The 23,792-nt window shown below is 71.1% G+C and carries 25 protein-coding genes and 1 pseudogene; 14 read left to right on the top strand and 12 right to left on the bottom strand.

Annotated elements, in window-relative coordinates; all coding sequences use genetic code 11:
- Positions 1-64: 64 nt before the first annotated feature.
- Positions 65-1,075, top strand: a complete 1,011-nt coding sequence (locus IH45_RS0113100) for an aldo/keto reductase (RefSeq protein ID WP_030666390.1) — start codon at positions 65-67, stop codon at positions 1,073-1,075.
- A 448-nt stretch (positions 1,076-1,523) separates the two neighbouring features.
- Complete coding sequence (locus tag IH45_RS0113095; protein ID WP_030666388.1) at positions 1,524-1,964, top strand: aggregation-promoting factor C-terminal-like domain-containing protein; 441 nt, start codon at positions 1,524-1,526, stop codon at positions 1,962-1,964.
- Between the two features lie 98 nt (positions 1,965-2,062).
- Here the strand turns inward: IH45_RS0113095 and IH45_RS0113090 are convergent, their stop codons facing one another.
- Both IH45_RS0113090 and IH45_RS0113085 read right to left on the bottom strand, forming a co-directional pair.
- A complete protein-coding gene (locus IH45_RS0113090; protein ID WP_107058639.1) occupies positions 2,063-2,269 on the bottom strand; it encodes an SCO3870 family protein in 207 nt (68 codons plus the stop codon).
- Positions 2,270-2,369: 100 nt separating this feature from the next.
- On the bottom strand, positions 2,370-2,954 hold the full coding sequence (locus IH45_RS0113085; protein WP_032917358.1) for a DinB family protein: 585 nt from the start codon (positions 2,952-2,954) through the stop codon (positions 2,370-2,372).
- A gap of 99 nt (positions 2,955-3,053) precedes the next feature.
- Between IH45_RS0113085 and IH45_RS0113080 the strand changes: the two genes are divergently transcribed.
- Positions 3,054-3,650: a hypothetical protein gene (locus IH45_RS0113080; RefSeq protein WP_234440528.1), complete on the top strand. Its 597-nt coding sequence runs from the start codon at positions 3,054-3,056 to the stop codon at positions 3,648-3,650.
- Here IH45_RS0113080 and IH45_RS0113075 read toward each other — a convergent pair.
- Positions 3,638-4,807: a steroid 3-ketoacyl-CoA thiolase gene (locus tag IH45_RS0113075; RefSeq protein WP_030666379.1), complete on the bottom strand. Its 1,170-nt coding sequence runs from the start codon at positions 4,805-4,807 to the stop codon at positions 3,638-3,640. The genes IH45_RS0113080 and IH45_RS0113075 overlap by 13 nt on opposite strands.
- A 310-nt stretch (positions 4,808-5,117) precedes the next feature.
- On the opposite strand from IH45_RS0113075, the gene IH45_RS0113070 reads away from it, so the two are divergent.
- The 4 genes from IH45_RS0113070 (at position 5,118) to IH45_RS0113055 (ending at position 8,674) form a co-directional block, all read left to right on the top strand.
- Positions 5,118-6,350 (top strand): cytochrome P450, encoded by a 1,233-nt coding sequence (locus IH45_RS0113070; protein ID WP_030666376.1) that lies wholly within the window; start codon positions 5,118-5,120, stop codon positions 6,348-6,350.
- 270 nt (positions 6,351-6,620) lie between these two features.
- Entirely contained in the window at positions 6,621-7,241 is a 621-nt protein-coding gene (locus tag IH45_RS0113065) for a DUF6230 family protein (RefSeq protein ID WP_030666373.1), read from the top strand.
- Positions 7,232-7,729 (top strand): DUF6114 domain-containing protein, encoded by a 498-nt coding sequence (locus IH45_RS0113060; RefSeq protein ID WP_030666370.1) that lies wholly within the window; start codon positions 7,232-7,234, stop codon positions 7,727-7,729. The genes IH45_RS0113065 and IH45_RS0113060 overlap by 10 nt, the downstream gene beginning before the upstream one ends.
- A gap of 234 nt (positions 7,730-7,963) precedes the next feature.
- Positions 7,964-8,674 carry a hypothetical protein gene (locus IH45_RS0113055; protein WP_030666368.1) on the top strand — a complete coding sequence of 237 codons (711 nt, stop codon included), beginning with the start codon at positions 7,964-7,966 and terminating at the stop codon, positions 8,672-8,674.
- Between the two features lie 121 nt (positions 8,675-8,795).
- Here the strand turns inward: IH45_RS0113055 and IH45_RS0113050 are convergent, their stop codons facing one another.
- Positions 8,796-9,149, bottom strand: coding sequence for a hypothetical protein (locus IH45_RS0113050; RefSeq protein WP_030666366.1), 354 nt, complete (start codon positions 9,147-9,149; stop codon positions 8,796-8,798).
- Positions 9,146-10,762 (bottom strand): annotated as a pseudogene (gene ctaD, locus IH45_RS0113045) (aa3-type cytochrome oxidase subunit I); the annotation flags it as partial. The gene IH45_RS0113050 and the pseudogene ctaD, both read right to left, overlap by 4 nt.
- A 156-nt stretch (positions 10,763-10,918) precedes the next feature.
- On the opposite strand from ctaD, the gene IH45_RS0113040 reads away from it, so the two are divergent.
- On the top strand, positions 10,919-11,626 hold the full coding sequence (locus IH45_RS0113040) for an RNA polymerase sigma factor (protein ID WP_030666362.1): 708 nt from the start codon (positions 10,919-10,921) through the stop codon (positions 11,624-11,626).
- The gene (locus tag IH45_RS0113035) at positions 11,619-12,713 is read left to right on the top strand and encodes a CU044_5270 family protein (RefSeq protein ID WP_030666359.1); all 1,095 of its coding nucleotides are present in this window, start codon (positions 11,619-11,621) and stop codon (positions 12,711-12,713) included. The genes IH45_RS0113040 and IH45_RS0113035 overlap by 8 nt, the downstream gene beginning before the upstream one ends.
- A gap of 34 nt (positions 12,714-12,747) precedes the next feature.
- Here IH45_RS0113035 and IH45_RS0113030 read toward each other — a convergent pair whose 3' ends face one another.
- Both IH45_RS0113030 and IH45_RS0113025 read right to left on the bottom strand, forming a co-directional pair.
- The gene (locus tag IH45_RS0113030) at positions 12,748-13,749 is read right to left on the bottom strand and encodes an aldo/keto reductase (protein WP_030666356.1); all 1,002 of its coding nucleotides are present in this window, start codon (positions 13,747-13,749) and stop codon (positions 12,748-12,750) included.
- Positions 13,750-13,944: 195 nt separating this feature from the next.
- Positions 13,945-14,511, bottom strand: a complete 567-nt coding sequence (locus IH45_RS0113025) for a superoxide dismutase family protein (protein WP_050514797.1) — start codon at positions 14,509-14,511, stop codon at positions 13,945-13,947.
- 480 nt (positions 14,512-14,991) lie between these two features.
- On the opposite strand from IH45_RS0113025, the gene proP reads away from it, so the two are divergent.
- The gene (gene proP / locus IH45_RS0113020; protein ID WP_234440527.1) at positions 14,992-16,572 is read left to right on the top strand and encodes a glycine betaine/L-proline transporter ProP; all 1,581 of its coding nucleotides are present in this window, start codon (positions 14,992-14,994) and stop codon (positions 16,570-16,572) included.
- Between the two features lie 108 nt (positions 16,573-16,680).
- Here proP and IH45_RS0113015 read toward each other — a convergent pair whose 3' ends face one another.
- A complete protein-coding gene (locus IH45_RS0113015) occupies positions 16,681-16,992 on the bottom strand; it encodes a hypothetical protein (protein ID WP_158813068.1) in 312 nt (103 codons plus the stop codon).
- Positions 16,993-17,170: 178 nt separating this feature from the next.
- Positions 17,171-17,695: a nitroreductase family deazaflavin-dependent oxidoreductase gene (locus IH45_RS0113010; RefSeq protein ID WP_050514796.1), complete on the bottom strand. Its 525-nt coding sequence runs from the start codon at positions 17,693-17,695 to the stop codon at positions 17,171-17,173.
- A gap of 144 nt (positions 17,696-17,839) precedes the next feature.
- Between IH45_RS0113010 and IH45_RS0113005 the strand changes: the two genes are divergently transcribed.
- The 3 genes from IH45_RS0113005 (at position 17,840) to IH45_RS0112995 (ending at position 19,398) form a co-directional block, all read left to right on the top strand.
- A complete protein-coding gene (locus IH45_RS0113005; protein WP_050514795.1) occupies positions 17,840-18,304 on the top strand; it encodes a DUF2000 domain-containing protein in 465 nt (154 codons plus the stop codon).
- A 68-nt stretch (positions 18,305-18,372) separates the two neighbouring features.
- Positions 18,373-18,702: an antibiotic biosynthesis monooxygenase family protein gene (locus tag IH45_RS0113000; protein WP_030666340.1), complete on the top strand. Its 330-nt coding sequence runs from the start codon at positions 18,373-18,375 to the stop codon at positions 18,700-18,702.
- Positions 18,703-18,966: 264 nt separating this feature from the next.
- Positions 18,967-19,398 carry a PLAT/LH2 domain-containing protein gene (locus IH45_RS0112995; RefSeq protein ID WP_030666339.1) on the top strand — a complete coding sequence of 144 codons (432 nt, stop codon included), beginning with the start codon at positions 18,967-18,969 and terminating at the stop codon, positions 19,396-19,398.
- 131 nt (positions 19,399-19,529) lie between these two features.
- On the opposite strand, the gene IH45_RS1000000148690 is transcribed toward IH45_RS0112995, so the two are convergent.
- On the bottom strand, positions 19,530-20,093 hold the full coding sequence (locus IH45_RS1000000148690; RefSeq protein ID WP_050514794.1) for a hypothetical protein: 564 nt from the start codon (positions 20,091-20,093) through the stop codon (positions 19,530-19,532).
- Positions 20,090-20,881: a hypothetical protein gene (locus IH45_RS0112985; protein ID WP_063762985.1), complete on the bottom strand. Its 792-nt coding sequence runs from the start codon at positions 20,879-20,881 to the stop codon at positions 20,090-20,092. Before IH45_RS0112985 ends, IH45_RS1000000148690 begins: the two co-directional genes overlap by 4 nt.
- 171 nt (positions 20,882-21,052) lie before the next feature.
- Between IH45_RS0112985 and IH45_RS0112980 the strand changes: the two genes are divergently transcribed.
- On the top strand, positions 21,053-21,589 hold the full coding sequence (locus IH45_RS0112980) for a GNAT family N-acetyltransferase (protein ID WP_030666334.1): 537 nt from the start codon (positions 21,053-21,055) through the stop codon (positions 21,587-21,589).
- A gap of 10 nt (positions 21,590-21,599) precedes the next feature.
- On the opposite strand, the gene IH45_RS0112975 is transcribed toward IH45_RS0112980, so the two are convergent.
- Positions 21,600-23,651, bottom strand: a complete 2,052-nt coding sequence (locus tag IH45_RS0112975; protein WP_030666333.1) for an MDR family MFS transporter — start codon at positions 23,649-23,651, stop codon at positions 21,600-21,602.
- Positions 23,652-23,792 lie beyond the last annotated feature (141 nt).

Genomic DNA, 23,792 nt, shown 5'->3' with positions numbered 1-23,792 from the left:
GCCTCCGGATTCCGGACCGAGACGTATTGCGTTAGAACGAACTCCAACTCCTAGGTTCGCAAACGTGCGATACATCAAACTCGGAAAGACCGGACTGGAAGTGTCCGCCATCGCCCTCGGCTGCATGAGCTTCGGCGAGCCGGACCGGGGCGGCGAGCCCTGGTCGCTGGGCGCGGACGCCAGTCGGGACATCATCAAGCAGGCCCTTGAGGGCGGCGTCAACTTCCTCGACACGGCCAATGGGTACAGCGCCGGAAGCAGCGAGGAGATCGTCGGCCGGGCGGTCAAGGACTTCACCCGGCGCGAGGAGGTCGTCCTCTCCACCAAGGTCTGGATGCGGATGCGCCCCGGCCCGAACGGCGCCGGGCTGTCCCGCAAGGCGATCTTCGCCGAGCTCGACGCCTCCCTGAAGCGGCTGGGGACCGACTACATCGACCTGTACCAGATCCACCGCTGGGACTACGACACCCCGATCGAGGAAACCCTTGAGGCGCTGCACGACGCGGTCAAGTCCGGGAAGGTCCGCTACATCGGAGCCTCTTCCATGTACGCCTGGCAGTTCGCCAAGGCGCTGTACCTGGCCGACCTGAACGGCTGGACCCGGTTCGTGTCGATGCAGGACCACTACAACCTCATCCACCGGGAAGCAGAGCGGGAGATGCTCCCGCTCTGTGCCGACCAGGGCATCGGCGTGATCCCGTGGAGCCCGCTGGCACGGGGCAGGCTGACGCGGGTCCGGGACACCGCCACGGCGCGGGCCGGGACCGACGAGGGCGGCAAGATCCTCTACCGCGACGAGGACCAGGCAGTGGCCGAACGCGTCCACGAGATCGCGGGCAAGCGGGGCCTGTCCCCGGCCCAGGTCGCCCTGGCCTGGGTCATGCGCAACCCGGTGGTGACCTCGCCCATCGTCGGGGTCACCAAGCCGGCCCAGCTGGCCGACGCGGTCGCCGCGGTGGACGTCGAACTCGACGAGGACGAGGCCGCCTACCTGGAGGAGCCCTACCAGCCGCACGAGGCCGCCTACCTGGAGGAGTCCTTCTACAAGCGGCGCCCCGTGGCGGGCTCCCGGTAGTCCGGACTCCCGGTAGTCCAGGCTCCAGGTGGTCCGGGCTCCAGGTGGTCCGGGCTGCCGCCGGGCCGATGGCCGCGTTCATCGCGATCCGACGCCTCAGTGGTGAGTCAGGTGACCGCTCCACCCCCACCCGTAATACCCAAACCCGAAGCAAGCCCCTTACAACCTCACTCACACCCCTCCCCCACCTGTGACCTCACCCACAGGACCTCCGTCACATACGACGCCCCTTCGTAGCCTCCGCGCCTCGCGCGACCCGCTCCCCCATGGGCCACAACGGCCGGGACCTTCCGCCCCGCATGCGAGATCCACTAGTAAGAGCGGGTGTTGCCACGCCCCCCGACCACTTCCCAGGGTGAATGTGTCGCCGAGAGCAGCGCGCCTCTCCTCCCCCCGGGTGCGCCCTCGGCGGCGTTCCTCTGCACCCCGACGGAAGGCTTCTCCTCCCGTGAGCGTCACCTCGTCCACGATCACCCGCCGTCTCGCCGCCCACAAGAAGGCCGTCGTCGCGGCCGGTGCCGTCGCCCTGGGCGCCGCCGCCTTCGCCGCCACGCCGGCCCAGGCCGCCACCCCGGCCCAGGCGCCGTCCGCCGCGACGGCGAGCGACGCCAAGGCCGCGGCGCACAAGCTGATCCCGGACCAGGCGCAGTACCAGTGCTTCAGCAACATCGTCGAGCGGGAGAGCGGCTGGGACCCGACCGCGACCAACCCGTCCAGCGGCGCCTACGGTCTCGTGCAGGCGCAGCCGGGCTCGAAGATGGCCTCGGCCGGTCCGGACTGGAAGACCAATCCGGAGACCCAGATCAAGTGGGGTCTGGACTACATGAACTCCACCTACGGCAGCCCCTGCGACGCCTGGAACTTCTGGCAGTCCCACAACTGGTACTGAGCCGAACCGGCACCGGGCCGGCACCGACCGGCACCGCGAACGGCACGAAGCGGCCGACGCCCCTGGCGTCGGCCGCTTCGGCGTGCCCCGGAAGGGCCTCAGTCCACGTCCGCCCGACGGGCACGGAACCACGTCACCCCGACCAGGGCCGCGGCGATGTAGATGACTCCGGCGGCGGTGGTCACCGACTCGACGTACTGCTCGTAGCCGTCCGCGCGCAGCTCGGCCGCCAGGAAACCCAGCGCCGTGCCAAGCCCCGCGAGCGCACAGATCAAAGCCGCGAAGGGGGGCTTTGCCAATTCCATCTCCTCCAAAAATGAGCCGACCCGGACGCCGCACGAGTGTACGTAGTGGCGTTTCAGCCAGCCGCGCCTACCCTGGGCGCCCGCGTCAAAACCCCGCCCGTCAGTTCCCGGTGGCCCCGTCGATCCGCTCGCGCAACAGATCGGCATGGCCGTTGTGCTGGGCGTACTCGGCTATCAGGTGGACCAGGACGCGGCGCAGGGAGACCGGGGCTCCCGAGGCCGCGTGGGTGCCCGTGACGTCCAGGGACGGAGCGGCGGCCACGATGCGGCGGGAGTGCTCGCACTGCTCGCGCCAGAGCGCCAGGGCCTGTGCCGGGTCCCCGGACAGGTCGCCGAAATCCTGGTCGGGGTCCTCGTCGGAGTAGTGGAGCATCGGGGCCGCTTCGCCCGCGAACTGGATGTGGAACCACCAGCGTTCCACCCCGGCGAGGTGCCGTATCAGCCCGTGCAGGCTCAGCCCGGACGGCGGCACCGACCGCTCCGAGAGCCGGTCGGCGGGCACCCCCGAGCACTTCAGCTCGAAGGTGGCGCGGTGCCACTCCAGATAGCTGGTCAGGATCTCCCGTTCGTCGCCCACCAGCGGCGGACGCCGCCGCGTGTCGCCGTCGGCCGCCCACGTCTGCGCGTAGTGCACCGGCTGTGGCACGGCCGGCGGATCCCCTGCCTGAACCCCTGATTCGGTCATGCAGCGAGTGTGGCAGGGACCACTGACAACGCCCCGGAATCGGCGGCATCGGCAGGGCACCGACCGCCCCTTTCGCCGTACATGTGATCCAATTACGGGATGGGTGACACGAGTTGCGGGTCGAGCGGGACACGTGGCGGGGCGGGGCGGACGAGCGCGGCGCTGGGGCCGCTGGAGCGGGTCGACGGCCACTGGGTGGTGGGCGACTGCTTCCGGCCGGGCGGTCTCTGGCTGGAGTTCCGCCCCGACGGCATCTACCAGCACGCCCGCACCCCCGCCGACGAGCTGCTGATCCCCTGGTCCAGGATCATGCTGGGCATCGGCTTCTCACTGGGCGGCAAGTACCCGCGGCACGGTTCCGTGAGCCCGATGGGTCTGATCGGCGGGCTCCCGGGCCCGTGGCAGGGCGTCGGCCGCGGCTATCTGCACATGACGCTGCGCCACCCGTACGAGGACTGGCTGGCCTCCTTCGACCGCCACCCCCGCCGCTACACCCTGACCGATCTGGCGCTGTTCGAAGCGCTGCTCACGCACACCGGCGCCGCCAAGGAGTTCCCCCGGTTCGGCGACGGGGAGTGGCTGGACCGCGCGGTCGGCCTGCTGACGCGCGAGCGGCCCCGCACGGGACGCGCCCTGCGCGCGGTGATGGCCGAGATCCTGGGGGAGGGCGGGACGCCGGACCCTCACAGCCGCTGAATGATCGTCCCCGTCGCCAGCCCCCCGCCCGCGCACATCGTGATCAGCGCGAACTCCCGGCCCGTACGCTCCAGCTCGTGCAGCGCGGTGGTGATCAGCCGGGCGCCGGTGGCGCCGACCGGGTGCCCCAGGGCGATCGCCCCGCCGTTGACGTTGACCTTCTCCAGGTCCTGGTCGAAGACCCGGGTCCAGGACAGTACGACCGACGCGAACGCCTCGTTGATCTCGACCAGGTCGATGTCCTTCAGGGACATCCCGGCCTTGCCGAGCACCGCCCGCGTCGCGTCGATCGGCCCGTCCAGGTGGTAGTGGGGGTCGGCGCCGACCAGGGCCTGCGCCACGATCCGGGCCCGCGGCCTGAGTTTGAGCGCGCGGGCCATCCGCTTGGACGCCCACATCACCGCGCAGGCCCCGTCCGAGATCTGCGAGCAGTTGCCCGCCGTGTGCACGGCGGTCGGCATGACCGGCTTGAGGCCGGCGAGCGCCGCCAGGCTCGTGTCCCGTAACCCCTCGTCGCGGTCGGCCAGCCGCCACATGCCCTGCCCGGCGGCCTGTTCGTCCTCCGTCGTGGGCACCTGCACCGCGAACGTCTCCCGCTTGAAGCGTTCCTCCGCCCAGGCCGCCGCGGCCCGCTCCTGCGAGAGCAGTCCCAGCGCGTCGACGTCCTCGCGGGTCAGCCCCCGGTTGCGGGCGATCCGTTCGGCGGCCTCGAACTGGTTGGGCAGGTCCACGTTCCACTCGTCCGGCCAGGGTTTGCCGGGGCCGTGCTTGGAGCCGCTGCCCAGCGGCACCCGCGACATCGCCTCCACCCCGCACCCGATGCCGATGTCGATGACACCGGCCGCGACCATGTTGGCGACCATGTGGTTGGCCTGCTGCGACGAGCCGCACTGGCAGTCCACGGTGGTCGCGGCGGTCTCGTACGGCAGGCCCATCGTCAGCCAGGCGGTGCGCGCGGGGTTCATGGACTGCTCGCCGGCGTGGGTGACCGTGCCGCCGACGATCTGCTCCACGCAGTCCGGCTGGATGCCGGTGCGGGCGAGCAGTTCGCGGTAGGTCTCGCCGAGGAGGTAGGCGGGGTGGAGGTTGGCGAGCGTGCCGCCGCGTTTGCCGATCGGGGTGCGTACGGCTTCGACGATGACGGGTTCCGCGGCCATGACTGACTCGTCCTCTCCTCACGTCCCGCAGGACGTCCCGGCCCCCCGACGACGGAACTGGTACGCGTTCTAGTTCCCCGGACAGTCTCTTTGAGCCGCGTCCGGGGGCGCAAGGGTGCTGCACGGGTCTTCCGTGCCCGGCGGAGGGCGTACGGCGCCGGTTCGCGCCCCGCGCCCCCTTGCCACGTATAGAACTCGTTACTACCTTCACCGCTGTGAGCTGACGGCCCGTCAGGGTCGGCTGATCGCCGGTACCCACCGACGCGTACCGGTACGGGTACCGGGCCGGACCAGAGCTGGAGGCGCCGAGATGCCCTGCCCCGCGCTGCCCGACGGGTTCGACTTCACCGACCCCGACGTCTACCGGAGCCGCGTACCGCTGCCCGAGTTCGCGCAGCTGCGGCGCACCGCGCCCGTCTGGTGGAACGCCCAGCCGCACGGCGTCGCCGGCTTCGGCGACGACGGCTACTGGGTGGTGAGCCGCCACGAGGACGTCAAGGAGGTCTCCACCCGGCCGGAGATCTTCTCGGCGAGCGTCAACACCTCCATCATCCGGTTCAACGCGGCCATGACCCGCGACCGGATCGACCTGCAGAAGCTGATCATGCTGAACATGGACCCGCCGGAGCACACCCGGGTCCGCCAGATCGTCCAGCGCGGCTTCACGCCCCGCGCCATCCGCGCTCTGGAGGACGCGCTGCGCGCCCGCGCGCGGACCATCGTCGCCGGGGCGCGGCGCAAGGGATCCGGCGACTTCGTCACCGATGTCGCCTGCGAACTGCCCCTCCAGGCCATCGCCGAGCTGATCGGCATCCCCCAGGACGACCGGGCCCGGATCTTCGACTGGTCGAACAAGATGATCGCCTACGACGATCCGGAGCTGGCCATCACCGAGGAGGTCGGCAGCACCGCGGCGGCGGAGCTGATCTCGTACGCGATGAACCTGGCCGCGGCCCGCAAGGAGTGCCCCGCCCAGGACATCGTCAGCCGGCTCGTCGCGGCGGAGGACGAGGGCAACCTCGCGTCCGACGAGTTCGGGTTCTTCGTGCTGCTGCTGGCCGTCGCGGGCAACGAGACCACGCGCAACGCGATCACCCACGGGATGCACGCGTTCCTGACGCATCCCGACCAGTGGGAGCTGTACAAGCGGGAGCGGCCCGGCACCGCGGCCGAGGAGATCGTGCGCTGGGCGACCCCCGTCGTCTCCTTCCAGCGCACCGCCACCCAGGACACCACCCTGGGCGGCGCGCGGATCGAGAAGGGGCAGCGCGTCGGGATCTTCTACGCCTCCGCCAACCACGACCCCGAGGTCTTCGAGCACCCCGAAGCCTTCGACATCACCCGCGACCCCAACCCCCACCTGGGCTTCGGCGGGGGCGGCCCGCACTTCTGCCTCGGCAAGTCGCTCGCCGTCCTGGAGATCGACCTGATCTTCCAGGCCATCGCCGACGCGATGCCGGACATCGCCCTCGCGGGCACCCCGCGCCGGCTGCGGTCGGCGTGGCTCAACGGGGTGAAGGAGCTGCGGGTCCGGTACGTGTAGGGCGCGGGCCCGGTACCCGTACGGCGAGGCCGGGCGCCCCGTACGGCCCGTCCGCGACCCGCGTCGCTTTTACGCCTCCTGTGGTTCCTTCGGTCCTCAACCTTGCCAACGGCTACTGGCAGACTTACATTCAACTCGCCAGTAACACCGGCCAGTTCGCCACATCCTTCACGTGATCGACACGTGTCCCCACATCCTGGCCCGGTGCCGGCATCTTCCCCCACAACTCTCGGCAGCGCGATCCACCGCACTTCGAAGGGGACCACTCTCATGAAGGACGCACACGGCAGACACGTCACGGGGCGGGTGAGCTGGCGCAAGTTCGCCGTGCTGTCCGTTCCGGCCTTCGCCGGGACCGCCGCCCTGGCCATCGCCCTGGCCAACGGCGCGCTGGCGGCCTCGTTCGCCGTCTCGGGCCAGCAGTTCAAGGTGTCCGCCGCTTCCCTGGAGGGCGAGGGGTTCGCCCAGTACGGCGGCGTCGACCAGAACGCCCGGGGCGACCTGCTGCCGGTGGCCGTGACCGCCATCAAGAAGGCCGACCTGCACAAACTGTGCCAGTCGGTGGTCACCACGCTGCCGGTCATCGGCGACATCTCGCTCAACCTCACCGCGGGCGGCGGCAAGACGCCGGTCAAGGCGACCGACCTCTTCGTGGACGCGACCCAGCTCTCCGGCAACGCGTCCTTCAACAACATCGAGATCGGCCGGGACGCCTCCACCCTCGACAAGGGCCCCGCGACCGCGCAGGGCATGCAGGACCTGTTCGCCCAGCAGGCCGACGACGTGAACATCACCAACCTCCGGCAGACGGCCTGGGCCACCAACGCCGGGACCTTCCGGCTGGCCGGCCTGAGCATGAAGATCTCCAAGGGCAAGAAGGAATGCTTCTGACCGGCAAGGGCACCGGACGGCGCGGCTGGACGGCCTGGCGCCGCTGGCGCAAGGGCCGCCCCTTCTGGGGCGGGCTGGCGGCCGTCGTCGCCGGTGCGGAGATCTGCGCCATCCCGCTGGCGCCGCTGAAGGTCATGCTCCAGCAGGGCATCGCCGGGATACCGTCCGTCCTGATGGGCCTGGTGATGATCCTGATGGGCCTGTCCGCGTGGTTCGCGCCGCACTACCGGGGGCTGGCGGGCGTCCTCACCGTCCTGGTCTCCGCCGCCGCGCTGGTGATGTCCAACCTCGGCGGTTTCCTGTTCGGCACCATCGTCGGCATCCTCGGCGGCGGCATGATCTTCGCCTGGCAGCCCCGTCCGCTGCCGGAGCCGGGCGCGGACGGCGCCGAGGCGGAGACGAAGCCGGGGACGGGGCCGGGGCCGGAATCGGCGCCGGAGCCGTCCGACAGCGGGGCGGCGCCGTCCCACCCGCGGCCGCGCGGCTGACCGCACCTGGCCGAGCCGGGCCGTACGCGTACGTGAGGGTCGTCGTACGCGTACGGCCGGGCCGTGACGACCGTACGGCCGCGGCACCGTACGGCCCGATCGCCACCCCCATACGCACCCTCCGCACCCCCCTCAACCCGCAGGTGCCTTCGCGCTCAGCGCCGGCCCCTGCGCGGTCCCGTCCGCACGGGCGGGGCCACCGCACCACTCACCGCTCGCAGAAGGAGATTCGCGATGACGCACAGACCCGCACGCTCTCGCGCAGATCACTCCCGTGCCCGGCGGCCGCGCGCCCTGCTCGCCGCCGGTACGGGAATCCTCGCGACCGCGTCCCTCTCCCTGGCCCTGACCGGCTCGGCCACCGCCCAGCCGGCCGGGGCGCAGCCCGCCGCCGGTTCCACCACCGTCACACCGGCCGGGCACGCCTACGCCGCCGACCTCAGCGGCAAGGCCACCTTCAAGGCCGGTTCGGTGACGGTGACCTGCACCGTCTCGCACGCCGCCGGCCAAGTACCGGACGCCCCGGGCAACACCAACGCCTCGGGCCCGGTCAGCAGCACTCTCTCGGCGCCCACCTACAGCTCGTGCACCACCAGCATGCCGGGCGTGAGCGCCTCCATCCAGACCTCCGGCGACTGGGGCGTGTCCATGCAGCACGGCGCCCCGAGCACCGCCGGGCTGACCATCCCGACCGGCGGGTTCGTCCTCAGGACCAGCGGTCTGGCCAGTTGTACGGTGACGGCGGCGCCCACCGCCGCCGCGGTGGTGAACGGCGCCTGGACCAACGGCGCGCCGTCCGGCCTCGTGTTCACCAACGCCTCCGTCCCGGTCAAGGTCGTCGGCGGCTTCGGCTGCCCGACCAGCGCGACGACCTCGCTCTTCAACGCCACCTACAAGGTCACGGACAGCACCGACCCGGCGTCGCAGATCACGGTCACCGAGTGATGGCCGTGGTCGCCTGACGGCCGACACCAGGTGCCCGGCCGCCACCGGCTGACGGCCGGGAGGCGCCCGCCGGCAGCCCCCTCAGCCGCGGACGCCCCCGGTCGTCGTCAGCCCGTTGCCCTCACCCGCCGGTGAGGGCAACGGCAACCGTCACCGCGCCGCTCACCAGCACCACCGCCGCCGCCAGGAATCCCGTGACCAGCCGGCGCCGCAGCTCCCGGTACACGCCCTCGTACTCGGCGCGCAGTTCGCCGCTGCGGGCCGCGATCCGACGGAGATACGCGCGGGAGAATTCCAGCTGGTCGGCCTGGTACTGCCGCTCGACCTCCGCGCGCTGCGCCCGGGTCAGCCACGGCAGCCGGTCGCCGAATTCCCGGGCCCGGGCGCGTGCCCGGTCCTTCTCCGCCTCCCAGAGCAGAAAACCCTCGATCTCGTTGATCGCCTCGGCCGTGCTCACCGGCGTACCACCGCTCATACCAGGGCACCTCGTTCCTTGTGCTGCTCCGCTTCGGGGGCTCCGATTTCGGGGTGGTGCAGGTCGAAGGCCGGGGATTCGGAGCGGATACGGGGCAGGGCGACGAAATTGTGGCGGGGCGGCGGGCAGGAGGTCGCCCATTCCAGCGAGCGGCCCCAGCCCCACGGATCGTCGGCCGTCACCTTCTCCCCGTACTTCGCGGTCTTCCAGACGTTGTAGAGGAACGGCAGGACCGACATGCCGAGGACGAACGAGAAGATGGACGAGACGGTGTTGAGCGTCGTGAAGCCGTCGGCGGCCAGGTAGTCGGGAATGCGGCGCAGCATGCCTTCGGCGCCCAGCCAGTGCTGGACGAGAAAGGTGCCGTGAAAGCCCACGAACAGCGTCCAGAAGGTGGTTTTGCCGAGGCGTTCGTCCAGCATCTTTCCGGTGAACTTCGGCCACCAGAAGTGGAATCCCGCGAACATCGCGAAGACGACCGTGCCGAAGATGACGTAGTGGAAGTGGGCCACGACGAAATAGGAATCCGTGACGTGGAAGTCCATCGGCGGGGAAGCGAGGATGACGCCGGTCAGGCCGCCGAAGGTGAAGGTGATCAGGAAGCCGACGGCCCAGAGCATCGGTGTCTCGAAGGACAGCGAGCCCTGCCACATCGTGCCGATCCAGTTGAAGAACTTCACCCCCGTCGGTACGGCGATCAGGAACGTCATGAACGAGAAGAACGGCAGCAGGACGCCGCCCGTGGCGTACATGTGGTGGGCCCAGACCGTCACGGACAGCCCGGCGATGGAGATGGTCGCGGCGACCAGGCCGAGGTATCCGAACATGGGCTTGCGGGAGAAGACCGGGATGACCTCGGAGACGATGCCGAAGAACGGCAGGGCGATGATGTAGACCTCGGGGTGGCCGAAGAACCAGAACAGGTGCTGCCACAGCAGGGCGCCGCCGTTGGCCGCGTCGAAGACGTGCGCCCCGAACTTGCGGTCCGCCTCCAGCGCGAAGAGGGCCGCCGCCAGCACGGGGAAGGCCAGCAGGACGAGCACACCGGTCAGCAGCACGTTCCAGGTGAAGATCGGCAACCGGAACATCGTCATTCCGGGGGCGCGCATGCAGACGATCGTGGTGATGAAATTGACCGCGCCCAGGATCGTACCGAAGCCGGAGAAGGCCAGACCCATGATCCACATATCACTGCCGATGCCCGGGGAATGCACGGAATCGGAGAGCGGGGCGTAGGCGAACCAGCCGAAACCGGCCGCGCCCTGCGGGGTGAGGAAACCACCCACCGCGATCAGCGAGCCGAAGAGGTACAGCCAGTACGCCAGCATGTTCAGCCGGGGAAAGGCGACATCGGGCGCGCCGATCTGCAGCGGCATGATCCAGTTGGCGAATCCGGAGAACAGCGGCGTAGCGAACATCAGCAGCATGATCGTGCCGTGCATCGTGAACGCCTGGTTGAACTGCTCGTTCGACAGGATCTGATGGCCGGGCCGGGCCAGCTCGGCGCGCATCACCAGCGCCAGCAGGCCGCCGATACAGAAGAATGCGAACGAGGTGATCAGGTAGAGCGTGCCGATGGTCTTGTGGTCGGTGGTCGTCAGCCACTTCACCGGAGACTTGTTCACGGGGGACGTGATCGCGGGGGACTTGTTCACGGGGGACGTGATCGCGGGGGACTTGGACTTCATGCCCCGTAGGTGTCCGGGGCCGGAGAAAACTTCACCGCACGCGGGTGTGAAGATTCCAGGCGTGCCGGACACCAACAGATCATGAGCAAGGACGCAGCCCCCGACGACGGTTCCCGCGGGGTCACCGGCGAGGAGAGCGCCCAGGACCGCGGCAAGAGCGGCAGCAAGGACGGCGGCGAGGACATCGACGAGGCCTTCGCCGACGCCTACCGCGCGCACTACTGGGCCGTCAGCCGCTTCGTCGCCCGGCGGCTGGACGACAACCGGGCGGACGACGTGGAGGAGGTGGTGGCGGAGGTCTTTTCCATAGCCTGGCGGCGCCGCGCCGAGCTGCCGGAATCACCGCTGCCCTGGCTGTACGGCGTGGCCCGCAACTGCCTGTCGAACACGGTGCGCGGCTTCGGCCGCTACCGGCGCCTGCTGCACCGCCTCGGCAACCACGAGGCCGCGCACCGCCGCCAGACCGTGGACAGCCCCGACGCGGAGCGGCCGGGCTCCTGGGTGCACGAGGCCCTGGAGCGCCTCTCCCCCGCCGATCAGGAAGTCCTGCGCCTGACGGCCTGGGAGGAACTGACCCTCCAGGAGCTGGCCGTCACCCTGGACTGCAGTCAGAGCGCCGCGGCGATGCGGCTGCACCGGGCCCGCAACCGGCTCCGTACGCAGATCGACCGCCTGCGCCGGAAGGCCGGGCCGGAGCCGCCGCGCCCGCTCCCGCGCCGCACGACCGCACGCCCATCCCTGCCCGCACCCGCGGTGCCGACCCGAGTAGGAGGCCGCAGCCTTGACTGACGAACTGGAGCTGCTGCGGCAGGCCGATCCCGTACGGTCCGACGAGGGCCCGTGGCGCGACCGCCCGCTGACCGCGCGCGCCGAACACCGGCTGGCCGCCCTGATGAGCGCCGACGCGCCAGAGCGCACGCCCGGTTCCGCGCCGGAGCCCGAGCGGCCCGAACGCCCCGCCCGCGCCCCCCGCCCCGCCCGTACCCGCCGTCTCCTCATCGGCGCCACCGCCGCCTCGGCCGCCGCGCTCGCCGTCCTCACCCTCACCTTCTCCGGCGCCGGCACGGCCCCGGCGGTGGCCGCCCCCACCGCGCTCGTCGTGCAGCGCGACGCGCCCGCCGTCCCGCTGGACGAGGTGGCACGGCAGGCGGAGGCGTACGCCCGCGCCCAGCGCAACGCTCCCCCACCGCACCGCGGCAGCCACCTCCAGAGCTGGTATCTGAGCATGCAGACGGGCCCCGACGCCAAGCCGCCGGTCACCGTCCCCGAGGAGCGGATCACCCGCTGGAACCCGGACGGCAGCGGCTCGGAACTGGCCGTCGCGACCGACCCGCGGCACCCCGGCCGCCCGGTGATCAACGACGCGGACGGCGAGTGGCGCACCGTCAACGACGGCAAGGTGCTGCACCGCAGGACGTATCCGGCGGGCACGCGCCTGGACGACCCGGTCACCGGCGAGGGCACGCTGCCCGCGCGCCCGCCCGCCGACCCCGACGAGCTGCGCGCCTACCTGGCCACCTTCTACAGCGGCGCCGGCACGAAGACGCAGCCCCTCCTGATGGCCCTCTCCTCGTTCCTCCAGGAGTGGACGCCGGGCCCGCGCGAGTCGGCGGCGCTGGCCCGGATGCTGTCCCGCCTGCCCGACCTGCGCCCGGCCGGTCAGGTCGTCGACCGGCTCGGCCGGCGGGGCCAGGCGTACGCGTACCGCGGCGAGGAGGACGCGACGGACGGGTCCATGGAGGGCACGCTCCAACTGATCATCCTCGACCCGGAGACCGGCCGGGTCCTCGGCATGGAGACGACGTTCACGGAGGACGTCCCCGACTTCAAGATCAAGGCGGGTGACGTGCTGTCGTACGAGGCGTGGATGCCGTGAGACGCCCCCGGTGGCCCTGCTCTCGGCCGGCCGCTCAGTGCCCGAGCCGGTCGAGGGCCTGCTGCGGGTAGCGCGCGCCCGCCACGGCCTCGGCAGGCACCGCCGCGCGCAGCCGGGCTTCCTGCTCGGCGGTCAGGGTGAGTTCGGCAGCGGCGGCGTTCTCCGCGACGTACCGCGCACGCTTGGTGCCGGGGATCGGCACGATGTCCTCCCCCTGCGCCAGCAGCCAGGCCAGTGCGGCGCGCGCTGGAGGCACGCCGATCTCGTCGGCTACGCGGCGTACGGCACGGACGAGCGCGAAATTGCGCTCGATGTTCTCCTCCGAGAACCGCGGCCAGCGGCGCCGGTTGTCCGCCTCGCCCAGTTCCTCGCGGGCGGCGAGCGCGCCCGCGAGCATGCCGCGCCCGAGCGGCGAGTACGCCACGACGGTTACGCCCAGTTCGCGGCAGGTGGCGAGCATGCCGCCTTCGACGACGTCCCGGGTGAACAGCGAGTACTCCAGCTGGACCGCGCTGATCGGATGCACGGCGTGGGCCTTGCGCAGCGTCTCGGGGCTGACCTCCGACAGCCCCAGCTGCCGCACCTTCCCCGCCGCCACCAGCTCCGCCATCGCGCCGACGGTCTCCTCGACCGGTACGGCCGGGTCGCGGCGGTGGGCGTAATAGAGGTCGACGTACTCGACGCCGAGCCTGCGGAGCGAGGCGTCGCAGGCGACGGGCACGTACGCGGGTGAGGTGTCGACGGCGTCGACCCGCCCGGTCACGGGGTCGTGCCGCAGCCCGAACTTGGTCGCGAGCACGACGGCGTCCCGCTTGGCCCGGTCCCGCAGCCAGCCGCCGACGAACTCCTCGTTCGCGCCGCGTCCGTAGGCGTCGGCGGTGTCGAGAAACGTCACTCCCAGCTCGGCCGCCCGGTCCAGTGCCCGCCGCGCCTCCGCCGGATCGGCGGGTCCGTACGCGACGGACATCCCCATGCACCCGAGCCCGACCGCCGAGACGATCGGCCCGTCCTGCCCGCCGAGCCGCCGGTACCTCATGACGTTCCTCCATCACTCGCTGGATCGGCTCCGCCGGGCCCGAGGCGACAGGGCGCGACGTGCTGGTGATCGTAACGAGGCGGCGGCCGCACGGCAGGTCCCCCGAGTGGCGGAGTGCCCCCGGGTGGCTGAAGCTGGATGGGCGCGACGATCCGGCGGCGCGGCAGCGGACACTGCCGCGCCGCTCGCGCGGACTCAGGCCAGCGGTACGTTCACACAGGCCAGGCGGGCGCCCGCGGTTCCCGCGTGGCCCGGCTCGGTGTGCGTTCCGTGCTCGTGGACGACCACGGAACGGGCCTCTCCGTAGCGGACGTGCCAGTCGACCCTGGCGGTCGAGGAGCCGCGGCCGTCCTCGTCCGTCTTCATGTCGAGCCAGACCTCGTTGCGGGGGTTCGCGTAGGCGGGGTCGGTCGAGGGCTGCACCGGGTCGGGGACGTTCTGGTAGTGCGGGCCGGAGTCGTTCGGCTTCGGGCCGCAGGGCTTGGTGTGGACATGGGCGCCGTACGTGCGGTCGGGGACGAGCCCGGACAGGCGCAGGGAGACGGCCGTACGGGCATCCTTGCCGGAGCCGTACCGCTTCTCCACGACCGTGACCCGGCTGCCCTCGGGCACCAGGGCCTGGTCGTACGTGACGGCCTCGCCCGTCGGGGACGCCGCGAAGTGCGCGCGGACGGTCACGCTGGTGCACTGCACTCCCGGGACCGGCGCGGCGGCCGGCGCCATTGCCAGTGATGCGGTCAGCACTGCCGTAGCGATAGACATGCGACGCACCCTCGCGTCCCGGCCCGGCAACCGGAACCGGGTATCCGGTCAAGCGGGGTGTACGGGGGAAGTATGGAAGGCGGGTTTGGGGGGCGGTCCGCGGGACACACGGGGTGCGGGTGACGGGCGGTCCGAAGTGGGCCGCAGGCAGCCGGCGAGGTCCGGACAGGGTTCGGGCGAGGTCCGGGGAAACTTTTTCCGCATCGGCTGCATACATCCGTGACCACTGGGCAGGGTCAGGTCCGTGCGCTGCATATGTGGCGCAACACGGGGCAAATCGGTTGCGGTGATCTCCGCGAGATGGATCACATCCGTAAAGGCCGAATCAAGACCCCCGGGGCGCCGTTTCCCCTGGAAGCAGCAGGGTTGAGCACGCTTCGGCGATCGCCTGTGCACTGTCCGTGATGACCTGCTCTGCCCCTATGGTCGACCTTTGCCCGTCACGCCATGGCGGGCGAGGCCCGCCCCGGCGGGTGTTCCATGCAGTCGTCCCAGAGAGCGCAGGCGAGCGAGCACGTGCCGACGCAGTCACCCGTCGCACAGCGGACCCGTACCGATGGTCCCGAAACCGATCCGGCCGCGTCGGCCGACGCGGCCGAGCCGGAGAAACCGGAGAAGCGGGGGACGGGCGGCGGCGACGTCACGGTCGTCGATCCGTCCATGGTCAAGCGGGCCGTCTCGGCGGCCGCGGTCGGCAACGCGATGGAGTGGTTCGACTTCGGCGTCTACAGCTACATCGCGGTCACGCTGGGACAGGTCTTCTTCCCGTCCGGCAACCCGACCGCGCAGTTGCTGTCGACGTTCGGCACCTTCGCCGCGGCGTTCCTCGTCCGCCCCATCGGCGGCATGGTCTTCGGTCCGCTCGGTGACCGCATCGGCCGGCAGAAGATTCTCGCCATCACGATGATCATGATGGCGGCCGGCACCTTCGCCATCGGCCTGATCCCCTCGTACGCCTCCATCGGCGTCTGGGCACCGATCCTGCTGCTGGTCGCCCGGCTGGTGCAGGGCTTCTCGACCGGCGGCGAGTACGGCGGCGCCTCGACCTTCATCGCCGAGTACGCGCCCGACAAGAAGCGCGGCTTCCTGGGCAGCTGGCTGGAGTTCGGCACGCTCGCCGGTTACGTCGGCGGCGCGGGCCTGGTGACGCTGATGACGGCCGTCCTCAGCCACGACGCCCTGATCTCCTGGGGCTGGCGCATCCCGTTCCTGATCGCGGGCCCGATGGGCATCATCGGCCTCTACCTGCGGATGCGGCTGGAGGAGACCCCGGCCTTCGCGCAGCTGGAGAAGGAGGCGCGGTCCAAGGAGAAGGAACGCCGGGAGGCCGAGAAGAAGCTCGGCCTGCGCGAGATGATCTTCGGTCAGTGGCGCGCGATGCTGCTCTGCGTCGGCCTGGTCCTGGTCTTCAACGTCACCGACTACATGCTGCTGTCGTACATGCCGAGCTATCTGACCTCGGAGCTGAAGTACGACGAGACGCACGGGCTGCTGGTCGTGCTGGCCGTCATGGTCGTGATGATGGGCGTGCAGCCCTTCGCGGGCCGGCTCACCGACCGCTTCGGGCGCCGCCCGGTCATCGCCACCGGCTGCGTCGGCTTCCTGGTCCTGTCCGTACCGGCCCTGCTGCTGATCCGCCAGGGTTCGCTGGCCGGCATCGCGCTGGGCATGGCCGTCCTGGGCCTGCTGCTGGTGTGCTTCACGTCCACCATGCCGTCCACGCTGCCCGCGCTGTTCCCGACGAAGGTGCGCTACGGCTCGCTGTCCATCGGCTTCAACGTGTCGGTGTCGGTCTTCGGCGGTACGACTCCGCTGGTGGTGACCGCGCTGATCGGCGCCACGGGCAACAACATGATGCCCGCGTTCTACATGATGGCCGCCGCCGTGGTCGGCGGAATCGCGGTCCTGATGATGTCGGAGAGCGCGTGCAAGCCGCTGCCGGGATCGCCCCCGGCGGTCGAGACGGAGTCGGAGGCGCGCGCGCTGCGCAAGGCCGCGAAGTCCACTGCGGGCACCGGTTCGGCAGCCGGCAAGCGGCGGGTGGCGGAGTCGCCCGCCTGACACGGCCGGTGGCGGTAACCCCCTCCCCATAAGACAGCGTAAGACAACGCCTGTGCGTGAGGCCCCCATGGTCCTCGCGCACAGGCGTTTTCGTACGTGGTGTCCGCGCTACGTGTCGCTCGGGCGGTACGGGCGCTCCCATTCGCCGTCGTCACACGTACGCCCCGACGGGTCCTTCTGGCCGTGCGCGTAGACCCCCTCCCCCGATGTCGCGCCGGACGGCGACGGGTAGAAGCTCGTGTAGGCGACGCGGCAGCTGTAGCCGCGCTCCGCCGTCCGATCGTGCTCGGGGCAGGCCAGCGCGGCGGGCACGGCGGCCAGCACGGTGCCGGCGGCGGCGACCGTCACCACCGCGGCGCGGGTGAACTTCCGCAGGGAACCTGGGGGACGTACGGAGGACACGGCATACATGCGGCTCAAGGGCTTCCCTTTCCTCACCGGGCCGCACCCTCGCGCGCCCTGATGAGGCCCATGCTGACCGGAATCGGCCACCCGGTCCCGGCCACACTCCGGCGCCCCGGCCGCTGCGACTCCAACAGCGGACACGGCCGTTACCGGCGCGCCGTCACCCCCGTTGGACTCCCCCGGCCTGCGCCCGTCACTGCTCCACGAGCCGTACGAACGGTATGTTCTCCCCCACCTGCCGATAGCCCTCCACCGTGCCGTCGACCTCGAATCCCATGTACGCCGTCAGCGACTTGGCCGCCTTGGGGTGCTTGGACGCATACCGCGTCATGATCCGGCCGCCTTCCTCGGCGGACAGGAAGTGCGCGATGACGGCGCATCTGCGGCGGCCGACCTGGATGGTGGCCCGGGGCTGTGCCCGGAGATTGCGGTACCACTGCGCGCCCGGACCGAAGGCGGAGGCCAGCGTCCAGGTGCGGGCCTGCCGGTCGTACGACACGACTTCCAGGACGACCCGGCGGGTCTTGCCGGACGTACGGCCGAGGTGCTCCAGAAGCAGCAGCCGCATGCCGAATATCCCGCCGAGGCCGAGCCGGTAGACGTGGATCGGCATACGGAAAGCGAGCCGTCGCCAGCCGGTCGGCCGCTTCGGACGCCGCACCGCCCGCACCGCCCGCGGCGTCCCCGCCGGCCCCTGCCCCGCTTCTGAGTTCGACATACTCCGACGCTAGCCCCACCCACTGACAACCGGAGTACCCGCAACCGGCCGAGCTGTGGCACAGCGGTCCGGTGCACCGGCGCGCCTTCCCCGGCGCGCACCAGCGTTCAAGACCGCGCTCCGCTTCCGTACGAAACTCGCCGCATGAGCACGGAGATATCCACCGGAACAGCCGCCGAGACGCCTGCCGACACCGCCGAACGCTTCCCCACCAAGATCGCCATCGTGGTCCGCGACGACCTGGCCGCCTGGCAGAAACTGAACGTCACGGCCTTCCTCGCGAGCGGCATCGCCCACGCCGACGACGCCATCATGGGCAAGCGCTACGAAGACAGCTCGGGCAACGGCTACCTCCCGCTGTTCCGCGAGCCGGTCCTGTGCTTCACCGCCGACGCAGCCGGCCTGGCCCGCACCCGCGCCCGCGCCCTCACCCGCGAACTGCCCACCGCCCTGTACACGACGGACATGTTCACCACCGGCAACGACGACGACAACCGCGCGGTGGTACGCGCCGTCCCCGCCGACGGCCTCGACCTGGCGGGCGTGGCGGTCCACGGCCCCCGAAAACAGGTCGACAAGGTGATCAAGGGCCTGAAGCTGCACGGCTGAGCCGAAACGGGGCGGTGGGTGGTGGCCCGGCCTGCGGCCGCCGGACCGCATGCGGCACGATGTCCGGTATGAGCATCGTGAAGATCAATGTGCTGACCGTGCCCGCCGAGCAGCGGGAGGTCCTGGAGAAGCGGTTCGGCGCGCGGGCCGGGGCCGTGGAGTCGGCGGACGGCTTCGAGTGGTTCGAGCTGCTGCGTCCGGTCGAAGGCACCGACAACTACTTGGTCTACACCCGGTGGCGTGACGAGCAGGCCTTCCAGGCGTGGATGGAGGGGCCGATGAAGGCCGCGCACCAGGGTGGTGGCGCGGAGGGCGGCGAGCGGCCCAAGCCCGCCGCTTCCGGTTCCACCGTGTGGTCGTTCGAGGTCGTGCAGCAGGCAGCGCCCAAGACCGCCTAGCTTGCGGAGCCGCCAAGGCTCGCCGACAGGTGGCGGGCACCGACGCCCGAACAGCAGACGCGCGAACCGGCCACGCAGGACGGGCGTTGTGCGCGGGCGGAGACCGCAGATGGAATCACTCCGTCCGATTGCCGCGAGCGCCCCCCTCACCCAAGTCACCACACCGTGTCATCAAGTGAATACTTCGAGTGACTGGTTGGGCTGTGCGTATACCTCCCCCGTTCCCCGACGGGGGAGGTAGCGCCGGCTGACGAAGGGATGGCCATGGCTGACATCACACGGATCGATGTACGGCTGATGACTGCGAACGAGGAAGGCGCCGGCACCAACGGCTGGGTCTTCCTGGACATCGCGGGCCGTGAGTTCCACATCGACTCCACCCGCAATGACTTCGAGGCGAGCGACGACTACACCTACACCTTCGGCACCGACGCCAACGTGCTGGAGCCCGGTCGGAACGACCCGCGCTTTCCCCAACTCGACACCGACGACCTGGACCGGTACGCGGTACGCCTGCGTTTCGAGCCCAACGACAACGACGACGACTGGGGCCTGGAGCGCGTGACCGTCACCGTCAACCCCACCTCCAGCTTCCCCGCCCGGTTCGACAATCCCACCCTGATCAGCACGGGAACCGACAAGAGGATCTGGCTCGGCCGTCGCTTCGGCAAGGCCGTACGCCTGCGCCGGTACTGAAACCGCGCACTCTGACGGTGGGCGCCGGACGGTAACCGGCAGAGAGCACAAGGCAAGGGGCAGTCACGGAAGCAGGGCGCGACCTGCTTGACTGCCCCTTCGCGGTTCGGCCGGGGCCGGGGGCCGGCGTCTCAGAAGTCGAGGAGGCGCTGGGCGGTTTCCCGGTAGTGGCGCAGGGCGACGCGGAGCTGTTCGGTGTCGGCGTTGCCCTGCTCCCAGGTCGTTCGCAGGGAGCGGCGGCGGGCGGCCAGCGCCTCCGGGAGGAGGGCGGCCAGTTCCTCGTAGAGGCCGTCGGCTTCCTGTACGGCCTCGCGGGGGCGGTCGACGAAGCCGTTGACGGCGTGGTCGAGCCGCTGCCGCAGCTTCTCCCTGGCCTCGGCGGGGAGGAGTGGTTCGGCGGATCCCGCCGCCGTACCGGAGGCGGCGTGGGACGGTCCCGCCGTACCGGATGCGCCGGACCGTTCCGGGGTGCCCGCCGGGTAGTCGGTTTCGGTGCCGGGCAGGCCCGCGTACACCCCCGGGGCGCTCTCGGCGGCGCCGGACGTGGTGGTGGGCGGCGGGGCGGCCGGCTGCTGCGCGCTGCCGGTGCCCTCGTACGCCGCGGCTCCCCGCTCAGGAGCCGGCATACCTTCGCTCGCAGCGCGCTCTTCGGGGGTCCCGGCGGGACCGGTCCCGCGCTCGTCGTACGTGCTCATCGCGCACCGCCTTCCGCGGTGTCGTGCCCGTGGCCGCGGCCGTGCGTCCAGGGGGAGCGCATCCGGTCGCCGACCCGTCGGGCGGTGGCCTTGTGGTGCCGGTGTTCGGGGTGGCCGTCCCGGTCCGCGTACCCGGGCCCGCGGCGGTCCTGGGCCGCGTCCGTATGGGCGGTGTCCGTATGGGCGGTGCCGGGGCCGTGGCGCCGGCGGCCGTGCGAGGGTGCGGAGCCGTCCGGTCCCGCCTTGAGCAGTTCGTTGAACAGCGCGCGTGTGTTCACCACGGCCGCGCGCAGTTCCTCGGTGCCGGCGGCGTTCTCGGGGCGGTTGTTACGGGCGCGTACGGCCGTCTCGTGGGCCTTGCGGTAGCCGTGGACGCCGTGCGCGTGGTGGACGGAGAGGGCGTCGGTCTGCTCGTCGTAGGTGTCGGCCGGGTAGCCGAGTTCGCGGGCGAGCCGGCCGATCAGCAGGTCGGCCTCGACGACGGCCTGTTCGGGCTCGTCGACGAACTGCCGCTGCACGGCCTCCCACCGCTCCTCGTACTGGAGCCGCAGTTCGGCGGTGAGCGGCTGCGGGCGGAACGCGCCGTGGCGGTCCAGCCGCTGGTTCAGCTCGCGTTCGGCGGCCACGGTGTCGCCGTCGTGCACGGCGACGGCTCGCTCGTACTCCGGGCCGAAGCGCCGTCGCAGCCCTCTGCTGCCACTGCGGGCGACTTTGGCGCGCGCCATGAAGACCAGGGCGGCGATCACTAGTAGTGCCACGATGGGGACGATGATGAGGGTGATGGACATACGGGGCGGGTTGCCCCGCCCTCGGCCGTCAAACACCGGCTGGTGACGGGGTGTTCGGGGAACGGCAGGGGGTACCGGAGGGTATCCGAGGGCGCCGTACGGGGGTGTTCCGGTCCGCGGCCCGCGGATATCCGGGCGCGCCTGCCGCCCTCCCACCGGCACAATGCCGCCATGACCGACACCGCGACCGGCCGCCTCCCCGGGACCTGGCACCTCTCGGCCGAGCCCGACGATTCCCCCGCCGCCACGGCCCTGTTCCGCGAGTACTACACCGAGGTCGCGGCGCGCTACCACGTCGTGAACGGATTTCCGCCGATCACGCCGCAGGAGATCGACGAGGGTGTGGCGGAATATCCGGTGGGGCAGTTCGTGCTGCCGCACGGCGAATTGTTCGTGGTCCGGCGGGGAGAGGACGCCGCCGGGTGCGGCGGGCTGCTGCTTCTCGAAGGCGGGCGTACGGCGGAGCTGAAGCGGGTGTTCATCCGCAAGGCGTGGCGTGGGCGGGGAGCCGCGGGTGCCCTGATGCGCGGCCTCGAACGGCGGGCGGCGGAACTGGGCGCCGAACGGCTCCGGTTGGACACGCGGAGCGACCTGGTGGAGGCCGTCGCGATGTACCGGGCGTACGGGTACGGGGAGATTGCCGCGTACAAGGAGGACCCGTATTCGGACCTCTTCTTCGAGAAGGCGGTGCCGGGGGCGGCAGGCTGAGGCGCGCTGTTCAGCGTGCCGATGCCCCCGGCCGCCGATTCCGGTGCTCGTCGCCGCGCGGGCTCTCCGCGTCCGAACCGCACAGTTCCGCCGACAGCTCGTCGACCAGGTCCGTGAGGTCGGTCGGCCGGTCCTCGGTCCACCAGTCGCCGAGGAGTTCGGCCAGCGACGCGCGGCGGGCGGCGACCAGCCGTTCCGCGACCGCACGGCCTTTGTCGGTGAGGACCAGCGGCAGCCCTTCCCGTACGGCCAGGCCGCGTTCCTCGATCTGCCGGGTCGCGTCGGCGATCACGCGGAACGGCACGATGCTGCGCTCGGAGAGCAGGGCGGGCTCCACCGAGCCGTACCGGTTGATGCGCAGCAGCATCCAGCCGGCCGCCGGTCCCAGGTCCAGCCCGGCCTTCTCGGTGATCCGCTCGTACACCGCCTTGCGGCCCTCCAGGCTGCCGAGTTTGGACAGCGCGCGGCAGACCTCCTCGTAGGAGGAGCGCTGTACGGGGTTGGGGGACAGCACCTCGGAGTTGTCGGGGGCGGTGACGCCGCGGCGCAGCGGTTCCTCGCGCAGGAACCAGGCCAGCACGAAGGCGATCAGCACGACCGGGACCGCGTACAGGAAGACGTCGGTGATGGAGGCCGAGTACGCGTCGAGCACGCCGGACGCGGCGTCGGGGGGCAGCTGCCGTACGGTACGCGGGTCCTCCGCGATCTTCGACGGGTCGGTGCCGGGCGGCAGCCGCTGACCGGCGAGGGCGTCGGCGATCCGTGGCCCCAGCTTGTTGGCGAAGATCGTGCCGAAGATCGAGACGCCGAAGGAGGAGCCGATCGAGCGGAAGAAGGTGGCGCCGGAGGTGGCGACGCCGAGATCCTCGTAGGCGACGGCGTTCTGCACGATCAGGACCAGGACCTGCATGACCAGGCCGAGCCCGAAACCGAACACGAAGAAGAACACGCTCATCACGGTGGTGCTGCTCGCCGGGCCCAGCTGGTGCAGGAGCAGCAGGCCGGCGGCCGTGACGGCGGTGCCGGCGATCGGGAAGACCTTGTAGTGCCCGGTACGGCTGACCAGCTGCCCGGAGCCGGTCGAGGACAGCAGCATGCCGATGACCATCGGCAGCATGTGCACCCCGGACATGGTCGGCGAGACGCCCTTGACGACCTGGAGGAAGGTCGGCAGGTACGTCATCGAGCCGAACATCGCGAAGCCGATGACGAAGCCGATCACGGCGGTGAGGGTGAAGGAGCGCAGGCGGAACAGGCGGAGCGGGAGGACCGGTTCGGCGGCCCGGCGCTCGACGGCGGCGAACACGGCCAGCAGCACGAGTCCGAGCACGCCGAGGCCGATGATCTGCCAGGAGCCCCAGCCGTAACTGACGCCGCCTAGCGAAGTCATCAGGACGAAGCTGGCGGCGACCGCGGCGATGAGGAAGGTGCCCAGGTAGTCGATGCGGTGCGGGGTGCGGCGGACCGGGATGTGCAGCACCGCGGCGATGACGGCGAGCGCGACGATGCCGATGGGCAGGTTGATGTAGAAGACCCAGCGCCAGCTGAGGTGGTCCACGAACAGGCCGCCGAGCAGCGGCCCGAGGACGCTGGTCGCGCCGAAGACCGCGCCGAACAGGCCCTGGTAGCGGCCGCGGTCGCGGGGCGGCACGATGTCGCCGACGATCGCCATCGACAGCACGATCAGGCCGCCGCCGCCCAGTCCCTGGAGGGCGCGGAAGGCGATCAGCTGCGGCATGTCCTGCGCGATGCCGCACAGCGCGGAGCCGATCAGGAAGATCACGATGGCGGTCTGGAAGAGCCGTTTGCGCCCGTACTGGTCGCCGAGCTTGCCCCACAGCGGGGTCGCGGCGGTGGAGGCCAGCAGGTACGCGGTGACCACCCAGGACAGGTGGTCCAGGCCGCCGAGGTCGCTGACGATGGTGGGCAGCGCGGTGGCCACGATGGTCTGGTCGAGTGCCGCGATCAGCAGGCCGAGCAGCAGCGCGCCGATCGCGACGAGGACCGTCCGCTGTGATCGGCCCGCACCGGGGACGGCCGGAGCGCCGGTGTCCTGCGCCATGAGCGTCTCTCCTCGTGCGGGCGGGGACGGACTGCCGCGATGCCGGCCCTGGCGGGGCCGGGCCGCACGGCGTGGGCGAGGCCCGATGCCCGCGGGGCCGGGCCTCGTGGGACCGGACGCCCGCGGGACGGGTGCCCGCGC

Source organism: Streptomyces rimosus subsp. rimosus, from assembly GCF_000720725.1.
In the GTDB taxonomy this organism is placed as follows: Bacteria; Actinomycetota; Actinomycetes; order Streptomycetales; family Streptomycetaceae; genus Streptomyces; species Streptomyces rimosus_A.
This window is presented reverse-complemented; position numbering and strand designations above follow the sequence as displayed.

Coding starts and splice junctions, on each gene's coding strand:
- IH45_RS0113090 (WP_107058639.1), bottom strand. CDS start 2,269: ATGGAATTGGCAAAGCCCCCCTTCGCGGCTTTGATCTGTGCGCTCGCG.
- IH45_RS0113085 (WP_032917358.1), bottom strand. CDS start 2,954: ATGACCGAATCAGGGGTTCAGGCAGGGGATCCGCCGGCCGTGCCACAG.
- IH45_RS0113080 (WP_234440528.1), top strand. CDS start 3,054: ATGGGTGACACGAGTTGCGGGTCGAGCGGGACACGTGGCGGGGCGGGG.
- IH45_RS0113075 (WP_030666379.1), bottom strand. CDS start 4,807: ATGGCCGCGGAACCCGTCATCGTCGAAGCCGTACGCACCCCGATCGGC.
- IH45_RS0113070 (WP_030666376.1), top strand. CDS start 5,118: ATGCCCTGCCCCGCGCTGCCCGACGGGTTCGACTTCACCGACCCCGAC.
- IH45_RS0113065 (WP_030666373.1), top strand. CDS start 6,621: ATGAAGGACGCACACGGCAGACACGTCACGGGGCGGGTGAGCTGGCGC.
- IH45_RS0113060 (WP_030666370.1), top strand. CDS start 7,232: ATGCTTCTGACCGGCAAGGGCACCGGACGGCGCGGCTGGACGGCCTGG.
- IH45_RS0113055 (WP_030666368.1), top strand. CDS start 7,964: ATGACGCACAGACCCGCACGCTCTCGCGCAGATCACTCCCGTGCCCGG.
- IH45_RS0113050 (WP_030666366.1), bottom strand. CDS start 9,149: ATGAGCGGTGGTACGCCGGTGAGCACGGCCGAGGCGATCAACGAGATC.
- IH45_RS0113040 (WP_030666362.1), top strand. CDS start 10,919: ATGAGCAAGGACGCAGCCCCCGACGACGGTTCCCGCGGGGTCACCGGC.
- IH45_RS0113030 (WP_030666356.1), bottom strand. CDS start 13,749: ATGAGGTACCGGCGGCTCGGCGGGCAGGACGGGCCGATCGTCTCGGCG.
- IH45_RS0113025 (WP_050514797.1), bottom strand. CDS start 14,511: ATGTCTATCGCTACGGCAGTGCTGACCGCATCACTGGCAATGGCGCCG.
- proP (WP_234440527.1), top strand. CDS start 14,992: ATGCAGTCGTCCCAGAGAGCGCAGGCGAGCGAGCACGTGCCGACGCAG.
- IH45_RS0113010 (WP_050514796.1), bottom strand. CDS start 17,695: ATGTCGAACTCAGAAGCGGGGCAGGGGCCGGCGGGGACGCCGCGGGCG.
- IH45_RS0113005 (WP_050514795.1), top strand. CDS start 17,840: ATGAGCACGGAGATATCCACCGGAACAGCCGCCGAGACGCCTGCCGAC.
- IH45_RS0113000 (WP_030666340.1), top strand. CDS start 18,373: ATGAGCATCGTGAAGATCAATGTGCTGACCGTGCCCGCCGAGCAGCGG.
- IH45_RS0112995 (WP_030666339.1), top strand. CDS start 18,967: ATGGCTGACATCACACGGATCGATGTACGGCTGATGACTGCGAACGAG.
- IH45_RS1000000148690 (WP_050514794.1), bottom strand. CDS start 20,093: ATGAGCACGTACGACGAGCGCGGGACCGGTCCCGCCGGGACCCCCGAA.
- IH45_RS0112985 (WP_063762985.1), bottom strand. CDS start 20,881: ATGTCCATCACCCTCATCATCGTCCCCATCGTGGCACTACTAGTGATC.
- IH45_RS0112980 (WP_030666334.1), top strand. CDS start 21,053: ATGACCGACACCGCGACCGGCCGCCTCCCCGGGACCTGGCACCTCTCG.
- IH45_RS0112975 (WP_030666333.1), bottom strand. CDS start 23,651: ATGGCGCAGGACACCGGCGCTCCGGCCGTCCCCGGTGCGGGCCGATCA.